This is a genomic window from Rahnella selenatireducens (assembly GCF_046449555.1).
GTDB lineage: Bacteria > Pseudomonadota > Gammaproteobacteria > Enterobacterales > Enterobacteriaceae > Rahnella > Rahnella selenatireducens.
In genome coordinates this window covers 288,916-305,411 of sequence record NZ_JBKEZJ010000003.1, presented here as the reverse complement: position 1 = coordinate 305,411, position 16,496 = coordinate 288,916, and the positions used below count along the sequence as shown (strand labels likewise).

Genomic DNA, 16,496 nt, shown 5'->3' with positions numbered 1-16,496 from the left:
CAGGCCACTGAGTTGCCAAAGCCAACACCCCATCCCGGCCTTCCCCTCGTGAGAGGGGAAGGAGCAAATCAGAACAGCGAGAGTCTTTTTTCGAGCGGGTTCGCCGCGCTTTCAACATCTGCTGAACAGCAATTATCAGGCTGCTTTAGCCGCCAGCTGCGCATCTGAACGTTTCAGAACCGCATAAGCGCCACCGGCCAGAACGGTACCGGCGATAATCGCCACCAGGTAACCGAGAACCGGCGTGATTGCGCCAGGGATCAGCAGAACAAACAGACCACCGTGTGGTGCCATCAGCTGTGCATGGAATGCCATAGACAACGCACCGGTCAGCGCACCACCGGCGATACAGCACGGCAGAACACGCATCGGGTCACGGGCAGCGAACGGAATCGCACCTTCGGAGATAAAGCACAGGCCCAGGACCAGCGCTGCTTTACCACCTTCGCGTTCACTCTGCTCGAACTTGTTACGCGCCAGCAAGGTCGCCAGACCCATCGCCAGTGGTGGCACCATACCGGCAGCCATGATGGCTGCCATTGGTGCATACACGGAAGAACTCAGCAACGCAACGCCGAACGCGTAAGCCGCTTTGTTTACCGGGCCACCCATGTCGGTACACATCATCGCACCGAGAATTGCGCCAAGCAGTACGGCGTTCGCAGTACCCAAAGATTGCAGCCATGCGGTCAGACCTGCCATGATTTTTGCCACCGGTGTACCGACAACATAAATCATCACCAGACCCGTAATCAGGCTCGCGACCAGCGGGATGATCAGGATAGGTTTCAGTGCTTCCATACTTTGCGGTAACTTCAGCTTGCCGCTGATGGCTTTCGCCACGTAACCCGCAAGGAAACCAGCGATGATACCACCGAGGAAACCGGCACCGGTGCTCACGGCTAACATACCGCCGATAAGACCCGGCGTCAGGCCCGGACGGTCAGCGATGGAGAAGGCAATAAAGCCCGCCAGAACCGGAACCATCAACGCGAAGGCTGAAGCGCCACCGATTTGCATCAGAGCCGCCGCCAGTGTGCCTTTTACTTCAAACGCTTTAATACCGAAAACGAAGGACAGCGCGATACACAAACCACCCGCCACAACCATCGGCAGCATGTAAGACACGCCGGTCAGCAGATGACGATATGGGCCAGAGCCGCCCGCTTCTTTCTTCTTCGCCGTGGAAGTTGCGCCCTGTGCGTTAGGGGCAAACACTTCCGCTTCAACCAGTGCTTTATCCAGCTCCTGTTTGGTCTTTTTCAATGCAAGACCGGTAGAGGTACGGTACATCGGCTTACCGGCAAACTTCGCCAGATCCACTTCGATATCAGCCGCAACGATAACCAGATCCGCCGCCGCCACTTCTTCAGGCGTGATGGCGTTACCGGCACCGACGGAACCGCGGGTTTCCACTTTCACCCACCAGCCGCGTTTTTTCGCTTCACTTTCAATAGCTTCAGCCGCCATGAAAGTGTGTGCAACACCGGTCGGGCAAGCGGTGATAGCAACGATACGTTTTGGACCAGCCGCAGCGGAAGGTGCCGACACGGCAACAGCCGGTGCCACGTAAGGTTTGGCTTCTGTCAGTGCGCGTGCCAGAAATGCCTGAGGATCGCGAACGGCATCCGCCACATCACCGGTATAAATATTTTTACCTGCCAGCGCCGCATCGTTGGGTACGGTTTCACCGGCCACGATCACAACTTCAGCGTCAGCGGCCTGATCGACCACCTGATGGCCTGCTTTCGCCGCAGCAGCAGCGAGCAAATTTTTCGCCAGATGGCTGCGAGCCTGTCCCAGCGAACTGTCTATCATCAGCAGCGTTTTCATTCTGCCTCCTGCGGATTAAAAGGGTTTCAGATCAACACGGGCCATCATCGCCGCGAGCTGCGGACGATCGGTGACACCGACATTACTCTGGCTGACAGCCAGTGCGGCAACAGCCGTTGCCAGGCGTAGCGTATGTTCGCTGGATTCGCGCATCAGCAAGCCGTAGATCAGGCCACCGACCATGGAATCACCGGCACCGACGGTGCTGACAACTTCACAGGCTGGCGGTTTGGCGATCCACGCGCCGGAGGCGTTAACCCACAACGCGCCTTCAGCACCCAGAGAAATCACCACGTGGGCAATTCCCTGATCACGCAAGGCGTGCGCGGCTTCTACCACGTCACTCAGTTCCGGCAATTTACGGCCAGCCCAGATTTCCAGTTCACGACGGTTCGGTTTAACCAGCCAAGGTGCGGCTTTCAGACCGGCCACCAGTGCTTCACGGCTGCTGTCGAAAATGATGCAAGGACACTGCGCGCGCAGACGTTTCATCCAGTCAGTGAATGCGTCAGGGTCAACGCCCGCTGGCAGGCTGCCGCTCACGGCAACCATGTCGAACTGGCCCAGCCAGGACAGGGAATCCGTCACGAAACGTTCCCAGTCAGCTGGCGTCACATTGAAACCGGAGAAGTTGAAGTCGCTGACTTCGCCATCTTTTTCGGTCAGTTTGACGTTAATGCGCGTACGGCCATTGACGACCTGGAAGCGGTTAGCAATGCCCAGATCGCTGAACAGCAACTGGAAGCCGTCCTGATTTTCTTTGCCCAGGAAGCCGCCAACGGTGACGTCGATGCCGAGATCTTTCAGCACTTTCGCAACGTTGATGCCTTTACCGGCGGCGTGCAGACCGGTGGTCTGTACCAGATTGACTTCACCGCGTTCGATTTCAGGCACATAGCCCACTAAATCGTATGCAGGATTTAAGGTAATTGTGGCGACCCGACGGCTCATGCGCCCTCCCCAAGACCTTCGGCAATCGCTTCACCGATGGTTTTTAATGCCAGTTCTGCATCTTCACCACTGGCGGTAAAGCGCAGGTGATGACCTTTTTTCACGCCCAGCGCCACGACTTTCATCAGGCTGCGGCCGTTGGCAGGTTTACCGCTGCCATCAAGATTGGTCACGGTGATTTCGCTACTGAACTGTTTGATCACGTTCACTAATGCCGTACCCGGACGCGCATGCAGACCATGTTCGTTACGGATAACGAATTCAGCGGTCAGCACGTTGGCTTGCTCTTCGACTTCGCTGGTCAGCAATGCCAGCACGCCAACGGCATCCGCCGTCAGCAAGCGTTCAGCTTTATTAGCAATCAGCAGATCGCTCAGGTAATTCAGCACGTCCAGCGGCTGGTCGTCAGCGACTGAAATCGTCAGTAGCATAGAAACCTTTTCACCGGCCAGATCAAACGCCTGCTGCGCGCGGCTGACGGTGGCAGCACTTTTCAGGTTGCCTTCCGTACTGTCGCTCAGCCAGATGCCGTGTCCCAGATTCAGGGGTTTACGGCTGATAACATCGCTGACGAAAGCGGTATCTACAGCGCCAACCTGTTGCAGACGGCCTGCGTTCAGCGCCTGCAATGTGATCAGGCTTTCCGCCGCCACATCAACAGCAATCAGCTGGGTATCGAACAGGAATTCAGCGGCATTTTTCTCGCCCATCAGCAGGCTGCGCAGTTCTTCAGCTGAATCTGTTTTTGCCAGACGCTCAGCCACACTGTCGTCGCTTAAGACGTGCGTCAGCTGACGCAGCAAACCGAGGTGTTCATCAGAACGCGCTGCAATGCCGATAACGACATAAGCCGTCTGACCTTCGCCCCACGCGATGCCCTGCGGGAACTGGAAAACCTGCACGCCGGTATCAAGCACCAGATCACGGGTATCGGTAGTGCCGTGTGGGATAGCAATGCCGTTGCCAAGGTATGTAGAAGTTTGCAGCTCACGCGCTAACATGCCGTCTACATAGCCTTCGCTGACACGGCCAGCCTGAGTCAGTGCTGCTGCGACCTGGCGAATTGCTTCCTGCTTATCGCTGGCAGCCGCACCGAGATGAATATCTTGCTGTGACAGTTGGAACATAATTCTCCTCTCCTGCTGAAATTGAATCGTTTCAGCTTTACTGAGAAAAAAGGAGCGCCATCGAATTTCAGAAGAGAAACTGATAACGCTGAAACGTTTCAAGGAGTCTTAATCCGGCCTGTTTTTAAATCAAGCTTTCCCTGATTTGGCGTAACAATTTTTTGATGCCACGCACAGTTTCCTTTTTTAAGACGCCCAGAAGCCCGTGACTTAACGCAAATGCTGAAGTCAGGCTGAAGCTACCAAAAGAGAATAGCTGAAGTCAGCTGACGGGGTTTACGTTGATGACCTCCTGTGATCAGACTGATGCCTGAGCGGGTTGTTTTTAACACAATGTGCGGTTTTATTATTCAGTATGGCAAATACACTCCGGTTTACATTTTTGATGATCAAAACCGGTTTTTGTTTTTTTTAAACTGTCGTAACATTCGCGCAAATTTCGTCCCCCTTCTCTTCACTCTGGTTCAGCTATCTAATGCGAATTTCTACAACGTCAGCCCGCCGCTTACCCGACATGACGTCGACTGCTTTTTTGATCATCGCCTTTCTCACCGGTATTGCCGGTGCCTTACAGACTCCGACGCTCAGCCTGTTCCTGACCTCTCAGGTACATGTCAGCCCGTTTATGGTCGGCATCTTCTTTACCGGCAGCGCAGTGATTGGTATTTTCGTCAGCCAGTTGCTGGCGACCTGGTCGGACAAACGCGGTGACCGCAAAACGCTGATCCTGTATTGCTGCGTTCTGGGCGCGCTGGCGTGTGTCCTCTTCGCCTTCAACCGTAACTACTTTATTTTGCTGTTTATCGGCGTTTTATTGTCGAGTTTCGGGTCAACCGCCAACCCGCAAATGTTTGCCCTTGCGCGCGAGCATTCCGAAAAAACCGGGCGCGAAGCCGTGATGTTCAGCTCTATTTTGCGCGCACAGGTTTCTCTGGCCTGGGTTGTCGGGCCACCGCTGGCATTCGCCCTGTCGATGGGATTCGGATTTACTTTCATGTATTGCGCCGCCACGCTGGCGTTTCTGCTGTGTGGCGTCATGGTCTGGATGTTCCTGCCTTCCATGCCTAAAGCCCACATCAAAACGACCGCGACACTGGAAGCCCCGCGCCGCAACCGCCGCGACACGCTGATGTTGTTTATAGCCTGTTCCCTGATGTGGGCGGCCAACAGTATTTATCTGATTAATATGCCGCTGTACGTGGTGCGCGAACTGGGCTTACCTGAGAAACTGGCGGGCGTGCTGATGGGCAGCGCCGCCTGTCTCGAAATCCCGACCATGCTGATTGCCGGATATCTGGCAAAACAGTTAGGTAAGCGTTTCCTGATGCGGTTTGCCGTGCTGGCGGGAGTGATTTTCTACACCTGTATTTTGTTCACGACGGGCGCGGCAGCGATGATTGCTTTACAGCTGCTGAACGCCATTTTCATCGGCATTCTGGCCGGTATCGGCATGTTGTATTTTCAGGATTTAATGCCGGGTCAGGCGGGAGCGGCGACAACGCTGTTCACTAACTCGACCCGTGCAGGCTGGATCCTCGCCGGTTCTCTGGCGGGCGTGATTGCACAGTTCTGGACGTATCACGCGGTGTTTTACGCCGCACTGGTGATGGTAGTGGGCGCGGTTGCGTGCATCTGGAATGTGAAAAACGTCGATAAGCCAGCGGAAGAAACGCCGGAAGCCGCAGCTTAAGGCGCAGTATCGGCTTCGAGTTTGATGAGATAGGTCAGCGCCTGATCGCGGTGTGTGAAACACATTTCGCGGCTGGCCTGGAGGCTGCCGCAAACTTTTGGTCGCAGCGGCGAGGTGAAAATCTGGCACAGAAAATTATCGGCCAGATGAATGCAGCGGGTGTTGGCGGGTTTGCCATCCGGCATTCCGGGGATAGGACTGGAAATTGAAGGCGCTATGCAACAGGCTCCGCAATCGGTACGACAGTCCATTAACAACCTCCTCAGGCCTCATTTTGAGGCGCGACAATAGCAGGCGCGCAACAGCGCCACCAGCGAAATATTTACGACTCTTTAACACTGTATATCGAACATTTTTAATGTCGGCTGGCAGACCACAAAAATTGCGTCAGAAAGCGGGTTTTCCCGACTCTTTTTACGCTATCTGCTTGCCTGAAATCAGCGGCGCGGGTAACGTGTCGCAAATTATTATTCTCTCTGCTGACAGGTTATTTATATGGCACGTGCTAACGAAATTAAACGCGGCTTCGTTGTGAACTACGACGGCAAATTGCTGCTGGTAAAAGACATTGATGTGCAGAGCCCGAGCGCCCGTGGTGCCAGCACTTTGTACAAAATGCGTTTCGCCGATGTGCGTACCGGCGGCAAAGTGGAAGAACGCTTCAAGGGTGATGATATTCTCGACACCGTAACCCTGACCCGCCGTAAGGTGAATTTCTCCTACGTTGACGGCGACGAGTACATCTTTATGGATGACGAAGACTTCACGCCTTACACCTTCAATAAAGCGCAGATTGAAGACGAACTGCTGTTCATCCCGGAAGAAGGTTTGCAGGGTATGCAGGTTCTGACGCTGGACAGCCAGCTGCTGGCGCTGGAAATGCCGCAAACAGTGGATCTGGAAATCGTTGAAACCGCGCCGGGCATCAAAGGTGCGTCTGCAAGTTCACGTACCAAACCCGCTGTGATGGCTACCGGCCTGAATATTCAGGTGCCGGAATATCTGAGCTCCGGCGACAAAATCCGCATTCATATTGCTGAACGCCGTTACATGGGCCGCGCTGACTAAGGTCATCCGCTCCAGATTTCGAAGGGAACGCCACGGCGTTCCTTTTTTTTGCCCTGCATTTCTCATCATAAATATCTCAGACACTCGATCTGCATCACAAAATGAGTGGACGTCTGGACTTACCAATTCCCCTTTCTATCATATGACTTTACACTCTACAGCCTGATTTCGGCTTAAATCGTCGCTTTATCCAGCATAATTTTCAGCTTACGGGTAAACAGCCCCAATTTGGCCTGACCAATTCCTCAATTTCTGACTTGCCTGGAGTATTGCATGAAAACTATTGCCACAGCGTCCCTGCCAGCAGCAGTGTCATTACCTGGTTATGATCGTGACGCATTGAAAAGCCGCATTGTTCATCTCGGATTTGGCGCTTTCCATCGCGCCCATCAGGCATTGCTGACCAACCGGGTGTTAAATCAGCAAGGTGGCGACTGGGGGATCTGTGAAGTCAGCCTGTTTGGCAATGAGTCATTAATCAAAAGCTTACGCGGGCAGGACCATCTTTTTACCGTGCTGGAAAAAGGTGCTGAAGGGAATCAGGCTATTATCGTCGGCTCAGCGCATGAGTCGGTCCACGGCGGAATCGACGGGCTGGATGCCGTGCTGGCAAAACTGACCGAGCCGCAGGTGGCGATCGTTTCGCTGACCATTACCGAAAAAGGCTATTGCATTGAACCCGGCTCAGGCGAGCTGGATCTGCAAAATCCAAAAATTCAGCAGGATCTGGCCGGTGGTCAGTCGCCCTGCACAGCGCCCGGCGTGCTAGTGGAAGCCCTGCGTTTGCGCCATGAACGCGGCCTGCCTGGCTTTACAGTGCTGTGTTGCGACAATATTCCTGAAAATGGTCTGGTGGTCAAAAACGCCGTTCTGGGTATGGCGAAAGCCCGCTCCGCAGAACTGACAAAATGGATCACCGAAAATGTTTCTTTCCCAAGCACCATGGTTGACCGCATTGTTCCGGCCGCGACCGACAAGACGCTGGAAGAAATCACCGAAGCGCTGGGCGGCGTGACTGACCCGTGCGGCATTGCCTGCGAACCGTTCATTCAGTGGGTAGTGGAAGATCACTTTGTTGCGGGCCGTCCTGACTGGGAAAAAGCCGGTGCGCAGATGGTTTCCGACGTTCTGCCGTTTGAACAGATGAAGTTGCGGATGCTGAACGGCAGCCACTCGTTCCTGGCCTATCTTGGTTATCTGGCCGGATATCAGCACATCAACGATTGCATGGAAGATGCGAATTATAAAGCAGCAGCCCATCGCCTGATGCTGTCCGAACAGGCACCGACGCTGAGTGTAGAAGGTGTCGATCTCACCGCTTATGCCGACAGCCTGATTGCCCGTTACTGCAACACGGCACTCAAACACCGCACCTGGCAAATCGCCATGGACGGAACGATGAAGCTTCCCCAGCGTATGCTAGACTCCATCCGCTGGCATGTGAAAAACGGCGGTTCTTACGCGTTACTGGCGCTCGGCGTTGCGGGCTGGATGCGTTATATCGGCGGAACGGATGATGCGGGTCAGGCAATCGAGATTAAAGATCCGATGGCTGAAACTTTAGCTGAAATCGTTGCATCTACCGCTGATGGCGAACCGCGTGTGAAAGCGCTGCTTGCGCTGACGGGTGTATTCGGTGAGCAATTGCCACAGGAAGAAAAAGTGGTGCAAGCCATCTTGAATGCTTACGCCGACCTGCAAAGGATTGGCGCGAAGAAAGCGGTTGCGAAGTACGTGGGCTAGGTTAAGTTTAATCAGAACCAAACGGCTGCTCCGGCAGCCGTTTCTCATTGTGGAGCAGGATCAGTCGTTCAGCTCCGACGGGACGGACGAAAACAGGAAGCCATCAAAAGAAGGGTCATCGGCATCAGAGACTTTAAGCAGCATATCTTTCACGTTTTCCAGATGCTGCCACATCGCCTGTTTTGCGGCTTTGGCATCGCGTCTTAATACCGCCTGCAGGATAGTCTGATGATCAAGAAGCCATATCTGACTGTAGTTTTTATCCCCGACGTGCTGATGGATCCCTTCCCACATTGAGCTGCGCTGACGGATTTGCCATAAATCATCCACCAGTTTGACCAGCACGCTGTTTTGCGATGCCTGCGCCAGCAGGGCGTGAAAACGCTGATCTTCAACATCGTCCGAAACACCGCGCGCAATGCAGCTTCGCTGCGCCTCAATCGCATCACGCATTTGCAGAATGTCGGTTTTGGTGGCCTGCATGGCCGCAAATGCCGCCACTTCGCTTTCCAGCAACTGCCGCGCCTGCAACAGTTCAAACGGGCCGTAACCTCTGTCAGCGTCTTCCTGAGGCAATACATCAGGCTGGTGCAGCACGTAAACACCGGAACCTTTGCGGACTTCTACGACCTTCTCAAGCTCAAGCATAATCAGCGCTTCACGCACCACGCTGCGGCTCACTGAGTAAGATTCAGCAATATCGCGTTCCGGTGGAAGACGATCGCCAGGGACGTATTTTCCGGTATGGACATCACGGCGCAGATGGCCGCCAATCTCCTGATAAAGTCGCATAATGTCGCCCCGCTGGTGATGCTATGAAATTGGTCCTACATCTGAAATCGCATTTTTAGCGCTACGGATGCCTGATACAGGAGAGGAAATTATAACATGTGGACACAAAGGGGAAGAACCTGAGGGGAAAACTGACGACCCGATCAAAATTGGGCCAGCCAGTTTTCAAAGTTGTCGGGCCACCTTTGCCCTGCAATGCCAGGATAAAAATGACCGGTGATGAACTAATCAGAAATGCTCATCTTTTTTATTGCGGCTTTAGTTATACGACACCGTCATCAGCGCCAAATGAGGATTGTTGTTCACCTGTTGCGTCGTGACGTGGCCTAAAGACATCGGCAGGCTGAATGAGAGTGGATTTGTCGCACTGATCTGACGTGCCTGCGTGACCTTAGCACCGCCCCGTTCACAGTTGCTGACAAGCTGATTTCCGCCGGTTTTAAAGTTGCAGCCGCCTTCAACAATTGCACCATAAAAATGGATAGTTCCGGTCGATCCCGCATTGGCGTACTGCATCATCCCTGAGGCCAAGACTCCCAAAAACAGCACACATTTGATTCTGTTCATGGCATACCTCATTTAAAATTTACATTTGTAATTTTCACGCAACTTCCATTTAACATTAATACATCTAAACCAATTAGCACCTACCCGCTCAAAATAATTGGGTGCCCCGACATCAAAACTAAGCAATCCATGTTATCCATCGGCACAATGCTGGATTTTCTTAAGTCGTCATTGCACATTGGCGTGTAAATTTATTTAAAGGACGCATGAAAATGACCAAAACCAACCTGATTACCGGCTTTCTGGGCAGCGGAAAAACAACGACGCTGCGCCATTTGCTGGCTCAGAAGCCTGAGGGAGAAAAGTGGGCTGTATTGGTAAATGAATTTGGGGAAGTCGGGATTGACGGGGCATTGCTGGCTGACAGCGGCGCGGTGCTGAAAGAAATTCCCGGCGGATGCATGTGTTGCGTGAACGGCCTGCCGATGCAGGTGGGCCTCAATATGTTATTGCAGCAGGCAAAGCCTGACCGTCTGCTGATTGAACCTACCGGGCTGGGCCATCCGAAGCAGATCCTTTCTTTATTAACATCTGAGGTTTACAAAAACTGGCTGACGCTCAACGCAACGTTATGCCTGATGGATCCCCGCCAGTTGAGCGATCAGCGCGTCATCGATAATGAAAACTTCCGCGATCAGCTTGCTGCGGCAGACATCATTGTCGCCAATAAGTCCGACGTGGCGCAGGCGCAGGACAATCAGCTACTGGAAGCCTGGTTCAGCCTGAACGGCGGCGGACGTCAGCTGGTGATTGCCTCTCAGGGGGAGATTGACCCGGCGTTGCTCGATTTACCACGTCTTAATCTGGCCGAATTGCCCTCGGGTAAACATCATCATGCGCACGCCCCGGTGCGCGGGCTGGCCGCTCTGAGCCTGCCGGAAACACAGCGCTGGCGTCGTGCATTGAACGAGGCCGACGGTTACACCAGTTGCGGGTGGATTTTTGATGCTGAAACCATATTTGATACCGCGGGTATTCTCGACTGGGCGCGTCTGGCACCGGTCGACCGCGTAAAAGGCATTCTGCGTATTAAAGAAGGGACGTTGCTGGTAAATCGTCAGGGTAATGACCTGAGTATTGAAACCAAACCAATGGCGCCGTTAGACAGCAGAATTGAGCTGATTACTCGCGATAAAGCACAATGGAACACATTACAATCCACTTTGTTGAAGGTTCGTTTAAGTTCAACCGACTAAGTTAACGCTGACTAAATTAATACTTATCCTGCTAACAATAGGGCTTCCTGCTATGTGGCGCCGAAATATTCCCGCAATCCTGATACTCAACGTATTAGGTGTTGCTCTTTTCTTATCTTTCTATTTACCTGCAAACCACGGTTTCTGGTTCCCGATTGATAAATCGATTTTCTTCTTCTTTAACCGTCACCTGACGACGGACGCCTGGTTCCTGCATCTGGTCGCGGTGACCAATAACCGTGCTTTCGACGTGATTTCCTTGCTGGCAATGGGAGTGCTCTATCTGAGCTACTTCCTGAAACAAGATACCGCCGGCCGCCGTCGTTACGTCATTATTGGCTTTGTGATGCTGCTCACCGCTGTGGTACTCAATCAGCTCGGGCATTTACTGCCCGTCAGCCACAAGAGCCCGTCGCTGAGTTTTGAGGGCGTTAACCGCGTCAGTCAGCTGACCGGGATCCCAACCAAAGATTCGTCCGCAGACAGCTTCCCGGGCGACCACGGCATGATGCTGATTATTTTCTCCTGCTTCATGTTGCGCTACCTGAGCAAAACCGCATTTGTGATTGCACTGGTGATCACCGCCATCTTCTCGCTGCCGCGCGTGATGATCGGGGCGCACTGGTTTACGGATATCGCGGTAGGTTCACTGTCTGTGGTGCTAGTCGGAGCAAGCTGGTGGCTGATGACGCCCGCCAGTGATTTGCTGATTAACTGGCTGGAGAGAAAACTCCCTGGTAAAAAATATACCTGATACACCAGCCTAATTTTTCCATACATATAATTTAATTATGATCATGCAGAACGTTTTGTTCTGCATGATCTTTTTTCCAGACAATTCCCAGATATACTTTGCTAAATTATTGCTTGAAAACCCGGTTGTGATGCGGTTTTAACCCAAATTAGCATAAAAATCACCCATCGTTTTTAACATCTTTACTTACATCAGCTTACATCACAATTTCTTATAAAAAATCCGGTAAAACCTCTCGCAATCCCTTATTCATTACGGTAATCTCCAAAACGCCTGCACAGAAATGTGGCAAAAACACTCGGTTTGAAGGAAAAAACGTGCTCTGACGCACATTTTGCCCGTTAGGTGTTTGTCCCATCTGATCGCGGCAGGTAGTCTCGCTTGGTTTGGTAATTTTAATAACGATTTCATCGTTAAGGACAGCAAGGGATAACAACAATAATGGTCAAGTCTCAACCGTTTCTGAGATATATCACGCGGCTGATTCCCGCGATTGGCGCAGCAATTATTCTTTCTGCGTGTAGTGGTACACATTCTTCGAACACAGAAAACGCACAAACTGATATGCGTGCAGTAAATGACAAAGACGGTCTTCTACTGCAAGCCTCTCAGGATGAATTCGAAGCAATGGTTCGTAACGTCAACGTTAAATCCAAAATTATGGATCAGTACGCTGGCTGGAAAGGCGTTCGTTATCGGTTAGGCGGTGACAGCAAGCGTGGTATCGATTGCTCAGCGTTCGTTCAGGTAACATTCCGCGAACAATTTGGTATGGACCTTCCACGTTCAACGTATGAACAGGAAGAAAAAGGTAAGAAAATCCAGCGTTCTAAATTGCGCCCGGGTGATCTGGTATTGTTCGGTGCGGGCTCAACAGGGCGCCACGTCGGAATTTATTTAGGTAATGATCAGTTCGTTCATGCTTCCACCAGCGCGGGTGTGATGATTTCGAATCTGAACGAGACTTACTGGAATAAACGGTACCGCGAAGCAAGACGAGTTCTGGCTAACGGCTGATTCCGTTACCCCATGATTTAATTCTTGTTGTCCTATACCAAGCGAATAAAAAAACGTCATCTCCGGATGGCGTTTTTTTATGCCTGTAATAAAGTGTATTAAGGGTCTGGTGTTTTTTATCTACGTTATACTTTTATTTCTTTCGCGAGAAAAAGGGCAAAACACATGGGTTTACGAACGGCGCTAACACACACCGTATTGCCCAAGCGCCGTTATTTGATACGAAGCCTTCTTTTTTCAGTGTTGTTCTTTATTCTGTTTATTATCGTCACGCTGACCGTAATCAAAGCCAACAATGCACGAGAGCAGGGGCAGATTGCCGAAAGAACTTCAGAGTTTAGTTCCCGCTATTTTCATCAACTCACCGACACAATGCGCAGAATCGGTCTGCTAACGTCCGAATCCTGCCCTTCCGTTGCCAGTGAAATTAACCGCGACGCCGCGTTCAGTATCGGTGTCCGCGATTTCCAGTTGGTGCGCAACGGCATGGTTTTCTGTTCTTCTGCTTCCGGTAACCAGAACATTTCGGCCACAAGCTCACTTCACGATATTGATTTCGATAAAATAATGAGCATTGATTTGCAAATGGGCACCCCGGCAGTCCCCAATCGTCCAGTGATCATTGTCTGGCAGCGTAATCCCGGCGCATCGAACGATGGCGTGATTGCCACGCTGGAACTGACTCTCTCGCCATATATGCTTTTTGCACTGCCCGGCACAGGCTATCGCGGTTTTGCGCTGCTTATCGGTGACAGCGCGCTGATTTCTTCCCAAGAAGGGTTGATTCCGGTCAGTAAGTTGCCGCGCAGCCATTTCACCGAAGTGAACCCCAGCGATCTCCCGTTTACGTTGCGCCTGTACTCCCCTTCCCTGACCGGCGACAACATCCGTTTCACCCTGCTCGGCGGATTGCTGCTCAGCCTGCTGGTGTGTGCGCTGACCTACTTCAGCCTGCTCAACCGGCACAACGCTGAACGTGAAATTTTTCGTGGCATCAAAAACAAAGAATTCTTTGTGGAATACCAGCCAGTCATTGAATCGAGAAGTTTGAAAGTCACCGGCCTGGAAGCCCTGCTGCGCTGGCAACATCCGATTGAAGGCCGCATTCCGCCGGATATCTTTATCGGTTACGCCGAAACGCAGGGTCTGATTGTCGAACTGACCCAGCATATGATGTCGATGGTCGCCGCCGACGCCCACCAGTTGCAAAACGCGTTACCTGAAAAATCTAAACTCAGCATCAATATTTCCCCGCACCACATGAGCAGGGTCAGCTTTCATGACGACGTGCTGAATTTTATCGAAGCATTACCGGAGAACGCGTTTCAGGTTATTTTCGAAATTACCGAACGTGGGATGATCGATACAGAAGGTGCGCTGCGGGAATTCAACTGGCTGCGCCACCACAATATTGAGATTGCCATTGATGATTTCGGCACCGGGCACAGCGCGCTGATTTATCTGGAAAAATTCACGCTTGATTACCTGAAAATTGATCGCGGATTCGTGATGTCCATTGACCAGAAAACGCTGATTGCGCCAGTACTGGATACCGTTCTCAAGCTCACCGAAGAGCTGAAACTTAAGACCGTGGCAGAAGGCGTTGAAACCGAGTTGCAGTCGCAATATCTGCGCAATCACGGCGTCACCTATCTTCAGGGTTATCTGTACAGCAAACCACTGGGCATCGGTGAACTAATGAATTTCATTCGCGATTTCAATGAGAAAGAAGCAACTTACCAGATTTAATCGGTATCAGCGCTGTACCTTTTGTTCCATTTTTCTCTTCGCCGTCTGCCCCTGAGTGTGATAAAAAGGCCGAAATCAGGGATGAAACCTGAGGCTGGTGTTACAAGGTCTTAGCGATCAATTGATTACCACTGAACAATAGCCTGCGGCAATCATGTCCGCGCCATGCTGTCGTCACCACAGGAGTGCAGATCCAGGATGTTTTCTCGCGTGTTTGCCGTTGCGCTGTGCCTGCTGAGTCTCAGCGCACAGGCCGAGGTCATACAAGACAGCTATGCGTTCGCTATTTTAGGCGAACCGAAATATGTCTCAAACTTCACCAGTTTTGATTACGTCAATCCCGCCGCGCCAAAGGGCGGGCAGATCACTCTGGCTGCCATCGGCACTTATGACAATTTCAACCGTTTTGCTTCCCGCGGTAATCCGGCGGTGCGCAGCGGATCGCTGTATGACCCGCTTTTCACGACATCGAGTGATGAAATCGGCAGCTACTATCCGCTGATTGCCGACTCCGCTCGTTACGACAGCCAGTACCGCTGGGTCGAAGTGGATATCAACCCCCGCGCCCGTTTCAATGACAACACGCCGATCACCGCCAGCGACGTCGAATTCACGTTCAAGAAATTCATGACGGAAGGCGTTCCGCAGTTCCGCGTGGTGTATAAAGGTGTCGAAGTTAAAGCCATTTCGCGACTGACGGTACGCATGGTGCTGCCGAAAGCCGACAAGGACATGATGCTGGGGCTGCTCGGCCTGCCGATCCTGCCGAAAGCATTCTGGGAAAAACATAAATTCAATGAACCGCTAAGCACGCCTCCGCCGGGCAGCGGGCCATACCGCATCAGTGATTATAAGCTCGGCCAGTACATCACTTATTCACGCGTGCCGGATTACTGGGCCGCTAATCTGCCGGTTAACCGGGGTCGTTATAATTTCGATACGATCCGCTACGACTACTATCTTGACGATAACATCGCCCTTGAAGCTTTCAAATCCGGTGCATTTGATTTCCGAATGGAAACCTCGCCAAAGAACTGGTCAACACAATATCAGGGCGGGAATTTCAGCAAAAACTTTATCGTGAAGGCCGATGAGGAAAATCAGGCGGCGCAGGATACACGCTGGCTGGCGTTCAACATTCACCGCCCTCAGTTTACCGACCGCAAGGTGCGCGAAGCCCTGACGCTGGCCTTTGATTTTGACTGGATGAACCGTGCGCTTTACTTCGATGCCTATCAGCGTGTTGACAGTTATTTCCAGAATACGGAGTACGCCGCGAAAGATTATCCGAACGTGGCGGAACTGGCGTGGCTCGGGCCGCTCAAGAATCAGGTTCCGGCTGAAGTGTTCAGCACGCTGTACAAGCCACCGCGCACGGACGGCTCCGGCAATGACCGGGAAAATCTGCTGAAGGCGACTGCGCTGCTGAAAGAAGCCGGCTGGGAAGTCAGAAATCAGGTGCTGGTCAACAGTAAAACCGGCAAGCCGTTTACCTTTGAACTCCTGCTGCCCGGCGGCGGTAACTCGCAGTATGTCCTGCCGTTTCAGCATAATTTGCAGCGTCTGGGCATTAAAATGTCGATTCGTGAAGTCGACAATTCTCAGTTTGTCCGCCGCATGCGCCAGCGCGATTACGACATGATCCCGACGGTTTATCCGGCGATGTCTTACCCGAGCAGCGATTTGCAGATTTACTGGAACACCAAATATCTGGATTCCACCTACAACAAACCGGGCGTGAGCGATCCGGCCATCGACAAACTCACCGACGAGATTGCTGCCAGTCAAGGCAAACCGGACGCGCTGCTGTCTCTCGGCCATGCTTTGGATCGGGTGCTGACCTGGAATATGTACATGATCCCGATGTGGTACACCCACCACGAACGCTATGCCTATTGGGATAAATTCTCGATGCCTGCGATCGCTCCGGCCAACGGACTGGAGCTGGATACGTGGTGGTACGATATGAACCGCGCAGCGCGTTTGCCTGCGCAACGCCGTTGAGGAGC

General features: G+C 52.4%; 14 protein-coding genes. 8 read left to right on the top strand and 6 right to left on the bottom strand.

Going from position 1 to position 16,496, the window contains the following annotated elements:
* Window positions 1-135: 135 nt before the first annotated feature.
* Genes fruA through fruB form a run of 3 tightly spaced genes read right to left on the bottom strand, consistent with a single transcriptional unit; the run spans window position 136 to window position 3,911 of the window.
* Window positions 136-1,833, bottom strand: a complete 1,698-nt coding sequence (gene fruA, locus ACLBVC_RS07115; protein ID WP_410149048.1) for a PTS fructose transporter subunit IIBC — start codon at window positions 1,831-1,833, stop codon at window positions 136-138.
* Between the two features lie 15 nt (window positions 1,834-1,848).
* Window positions 1,849-2,784, bottom strand: coding sequence for a 1-phosphofructokinase (gene fruK / locus ACLBVC_RS07110; protein WP_056778537.1), 936 nt, complete (start codon window positions 2,782-2,784; stop codon window positions 1,849-1,851).
* Window positions 2,781-3,911, bottom strand: coding sequence for a fused PTS fructose transporter subunit IIA/HPr protein (gene fruB, locus ACLBVC_RS07105; protein WP_218520781.1), 1,131 nt, complete (start codon window positions 3,909-3,911; stop codon window positions 2,781-2,783). Before fruB ends, fruK begins: the two co-directional genes overlap by 4 nt.
* Before the next feature lie 475 nt (window positions 3,912-4,386).
* Between fruB and ACLBVC_RS07100 the strand changes: the two genes are divergently transcribed.
* Window positions 4,387-5,601, top strand: coding sequence for a sugar efflux transporter (locus ACLBVC_RS07100; RefSeq protein ID WP_410149047.1), 1,215 nt, complete (start codon window positions 4,387-4,389; stop codon window positions 5,599-5,601).
* Here ACLBVC_RS07100 and ACLBVC_RS07095 read toward each other — a convergent pair.
* A complete protein-coding gene (locus ACLBVC_RS07095) occupies window positions 5,598-5,852 on the bottom strand; it encodes a YkgJ family cysteine cluster protein (RefSeq protein WP_101076044.1) in 255 nt (84 codons plus the stop codon). The genes ACLBVC_RS07100 and ACLBVC_RS07095 overlap by 4 nt on opposite strands.
* 244 nt (window positions 5,853-6,096) lie before the next feature.
* Here ACLBVC_RS07095 and yeiP point away from each other — a divergent pair, with 244 nt between their 5' ends.
* Window positions 6,097-6,669 (top strand): elongation factor P-like protein YeiP, encoded by a 573-nt coding sequence (gene yeiP / locus ACLBVC_RS07090; RefSeq protein ID WP_410149046.1) that lies wholly within the window; start codon window positions 6,097-6,099, stop codon window positions 6,667-6,669.
* Window positions 6,670-6,942: 273 nt separating this feature from the next.
* On the top strand, window positions 6,943-8,412 hold the full coding sequence (locus ACLBVC_RS07085; RefSeq protein WP_410149045.1) for a mannitol dehydrogenase family protein: 1,470 nt from the start codon (window positions 6,943-6,945) through the stop codon (window positions 8,410-8,412).
* A 60-nt stretch (window positions 8,413-8,472) separates the two neighbouring features.
* Here the strand turns inward: ACLBVC_RS07085 and ACLBVC_RS07080 are convergent, their stop codons facing one another.
* The gene (locus tag ACLBVC_RS07080) at window positions 8,473-9,204 is read right to left on the bottom strand and encodes an FCD domain-containing protein (RefSeq protein ID WP_410149044.1); all 732 of its coding nucleotides are present in this window, start codon (window positions 9,202-9,204) and stop codon (window positions 8,473-8,475) included.
* Window positions 9,205-9,462: 258 nt separating this feature from the next.
* On the bottom strand, window positions 9,463-9,771 hold the full coding sequence (locus ACLBVC_RS07075; protein WP_410149043.1) for a hypothetical protein: 309 nt from the start codon (window positions 9,769-9,771) through the stop codon (window positions 9,463-9,465).
* 212 nt (window positions 9,772-9,983) lie between these two features.
* Here ACLBVC_RS07075 and ACLBVC_RS07070 point away from each other — a divergent pair, with 212 nt between their 5' ends.
* The 5 genes from ACLBVC_RS07070 (at window position 9,984) to ACLBVC_RS07050 (ending at window position 16,491) form a co-directional block, all read left to right on the top strand.
* A complete protein-coding gene (locus tag ACLBVC_RS07070) occupies window positions 9,984-10,967 on the top strand; it encodes a CobW family GTP-binding protein (RefSeq protein ID WP_410149042.1) in 984 nt (327 codons plus the stop codon).
* Window positions 10,968-11,019: 52 nt separating this feature from the next.
* The gene (locus tag ACLBVC_RS07065) at window positions 11,020-11,721 is read left to right on the top strand and encodes a phosphatase PAP2 family protein (RefSeq protein WP_410149041.1); all 702 of its coding nucleotides are present in this window, start codon (window positions 11,020-11,022) and stop codon (window positions 11,719-11,721) included.
* Window positions 11,722-12,162: 441 nt separating this feature from the next.
* Window positions 12,163-12,738 (top strand): bifunctional murein DD-endopeptidase/murein LD-carboxypeptidase, encoded by a 576-nt coding sequence (gene mepS, locus ACLBVC_RS07060; RefSeq protein WP_152324316.1) that lies wholly within the window; start codon window positions 12,163-12,165, stop codon window positions 12,736-12,738.
* Between the two features lie 165 nt (window positions 12,739-12,903).
* A complete protein-coding gene (locus ACLBVC_RS07055) occupies window positions 12,904-14,487 on the top strand; it encodes a cyclic di-GMP phosphodiesterase (protein WP_410149040.1) in 1,584 nt (527 codons plus the stop codon).
* 198 nt (window positions 14,488-14,685) lie between these two features.
* Window positions 14,686-16,491: an extracellular solute-binding protein gene (locus ACLBVC_RS07050; protein ID WP_410149039.1), complete on the top strand. Its 1,806-nt coding sequence runs from the start codon at window positions 14,686-14,688 to the stop codon at window positions 16,489-16,491.
* Window positions 16,492-16,496 lie beyond the last annotated feature (5 nt).

What these genes read in the sequence shown, in the direction of transcription:
- ACLBVC_RS07095 (WP_101076044.1), bottom strand. Translation starts at nt 5,852, where the DNA reads ATGGACTGTCGTACCGATTGCGGAGCCTGTTGCATAGCGCCTTCAATT.
- yeiP (WP_410149046.1), top strand. Translation starts at nt 6,097, where the DNA reads ATGGCACGTGCTAACGAAATTAAACGCGGCTTCGTTGTGAACTACGAC.
- ACLBVC_RS07055 (WP_410149040.1), top strand. Translation starts at nt 12,904, where the DNA reads ATGGGTTTACGAACGGCGCTAACACACACCGTATTGCCCAAGCGCCGT.
- ACLBVC_RS07085 (WP_410149045.1), top strand. Translation starts at nt 6,943, where the DNA reads ATGAAAACTATTGCCACAGCGTCCCTGCCAGCAGCAGTGTCATTACCT.
- mepS (WP_152324316.1), top strand. Translation starts at nt 12,163, where the DNA reads ATGGTCAAGTCTCAACCGTTTCTGAGATATATCACGCGGCTGATTCCC.
- fruA (WP_410149048.1), bottom strand. Translation starts at nt 1,833, where the DNA reads ATGAAAACGCTGCTGATGATAGACAGTTCGCTGGGACAGGCTCGCAGC.
- ACLBVC_RS07070 (WP_410149042.1), top strand. Translation starts at nt 9,984, where the DNA reads ATGACCAAAACCAACCTGATTACCGGCTTTCTGGGCAGCGGAAAAACA.
- ACLBVC_RS07080 (WP_410149044.1), bottom strand. Translation starts at nt 9,204, where the DNA reads ATGCGACTTTATCAGGAGATTGGCGGCCATCTGCGCCGTGATGTCCAT.
- ACLBVC_RS07100 (WP_410149047.1), top strand. Translation starts at nt 4,387, where the DNA reads ATGCGAATTTCTACAACGTCAGCCCGCCGCTTACCCGACATGACGTCG.
- ACLBVC_RS07065 (WP_410149041.1), top strand. Translation starts at nt 11,020, where the DNA reads ATGTGGCGCCGAAATATTCCCGCAATCCTGATACTCAACGTATTAGGT.
- ACLBVC_RS07075 (WP_410149043.1), bottom strand. Translation starts at nt 9,771, where the DNA reads ATGAACAGAATCAAATGTGTGCTGTTTTTGGGAGTCTTGGCCTCAGGG.
- fruB (WP_218520781.1), bottom strand. Translation starts at nt 3,911, where the DNA reads ATGTTCCAACTGTCACAGCAAGATATTCATCTCGGTGCGGCTGCCAGC.
- ACLBVC_RS07050 (WP_410149039.1), top strand. Translation starts at nt 14,686, where the DNA reads ATGTTTTCTCGCGTGTTTGCCGTTGCGCTGTGCCTGCTGAGTCTCAGC.
- fruK (WP_056778537.1), bottom strand. Translation starts at nt 2,784, where the DNA reads ATGAGCCGTCGGGTCGCCACAATTACCTTAAATCCTGCATACGATTTA.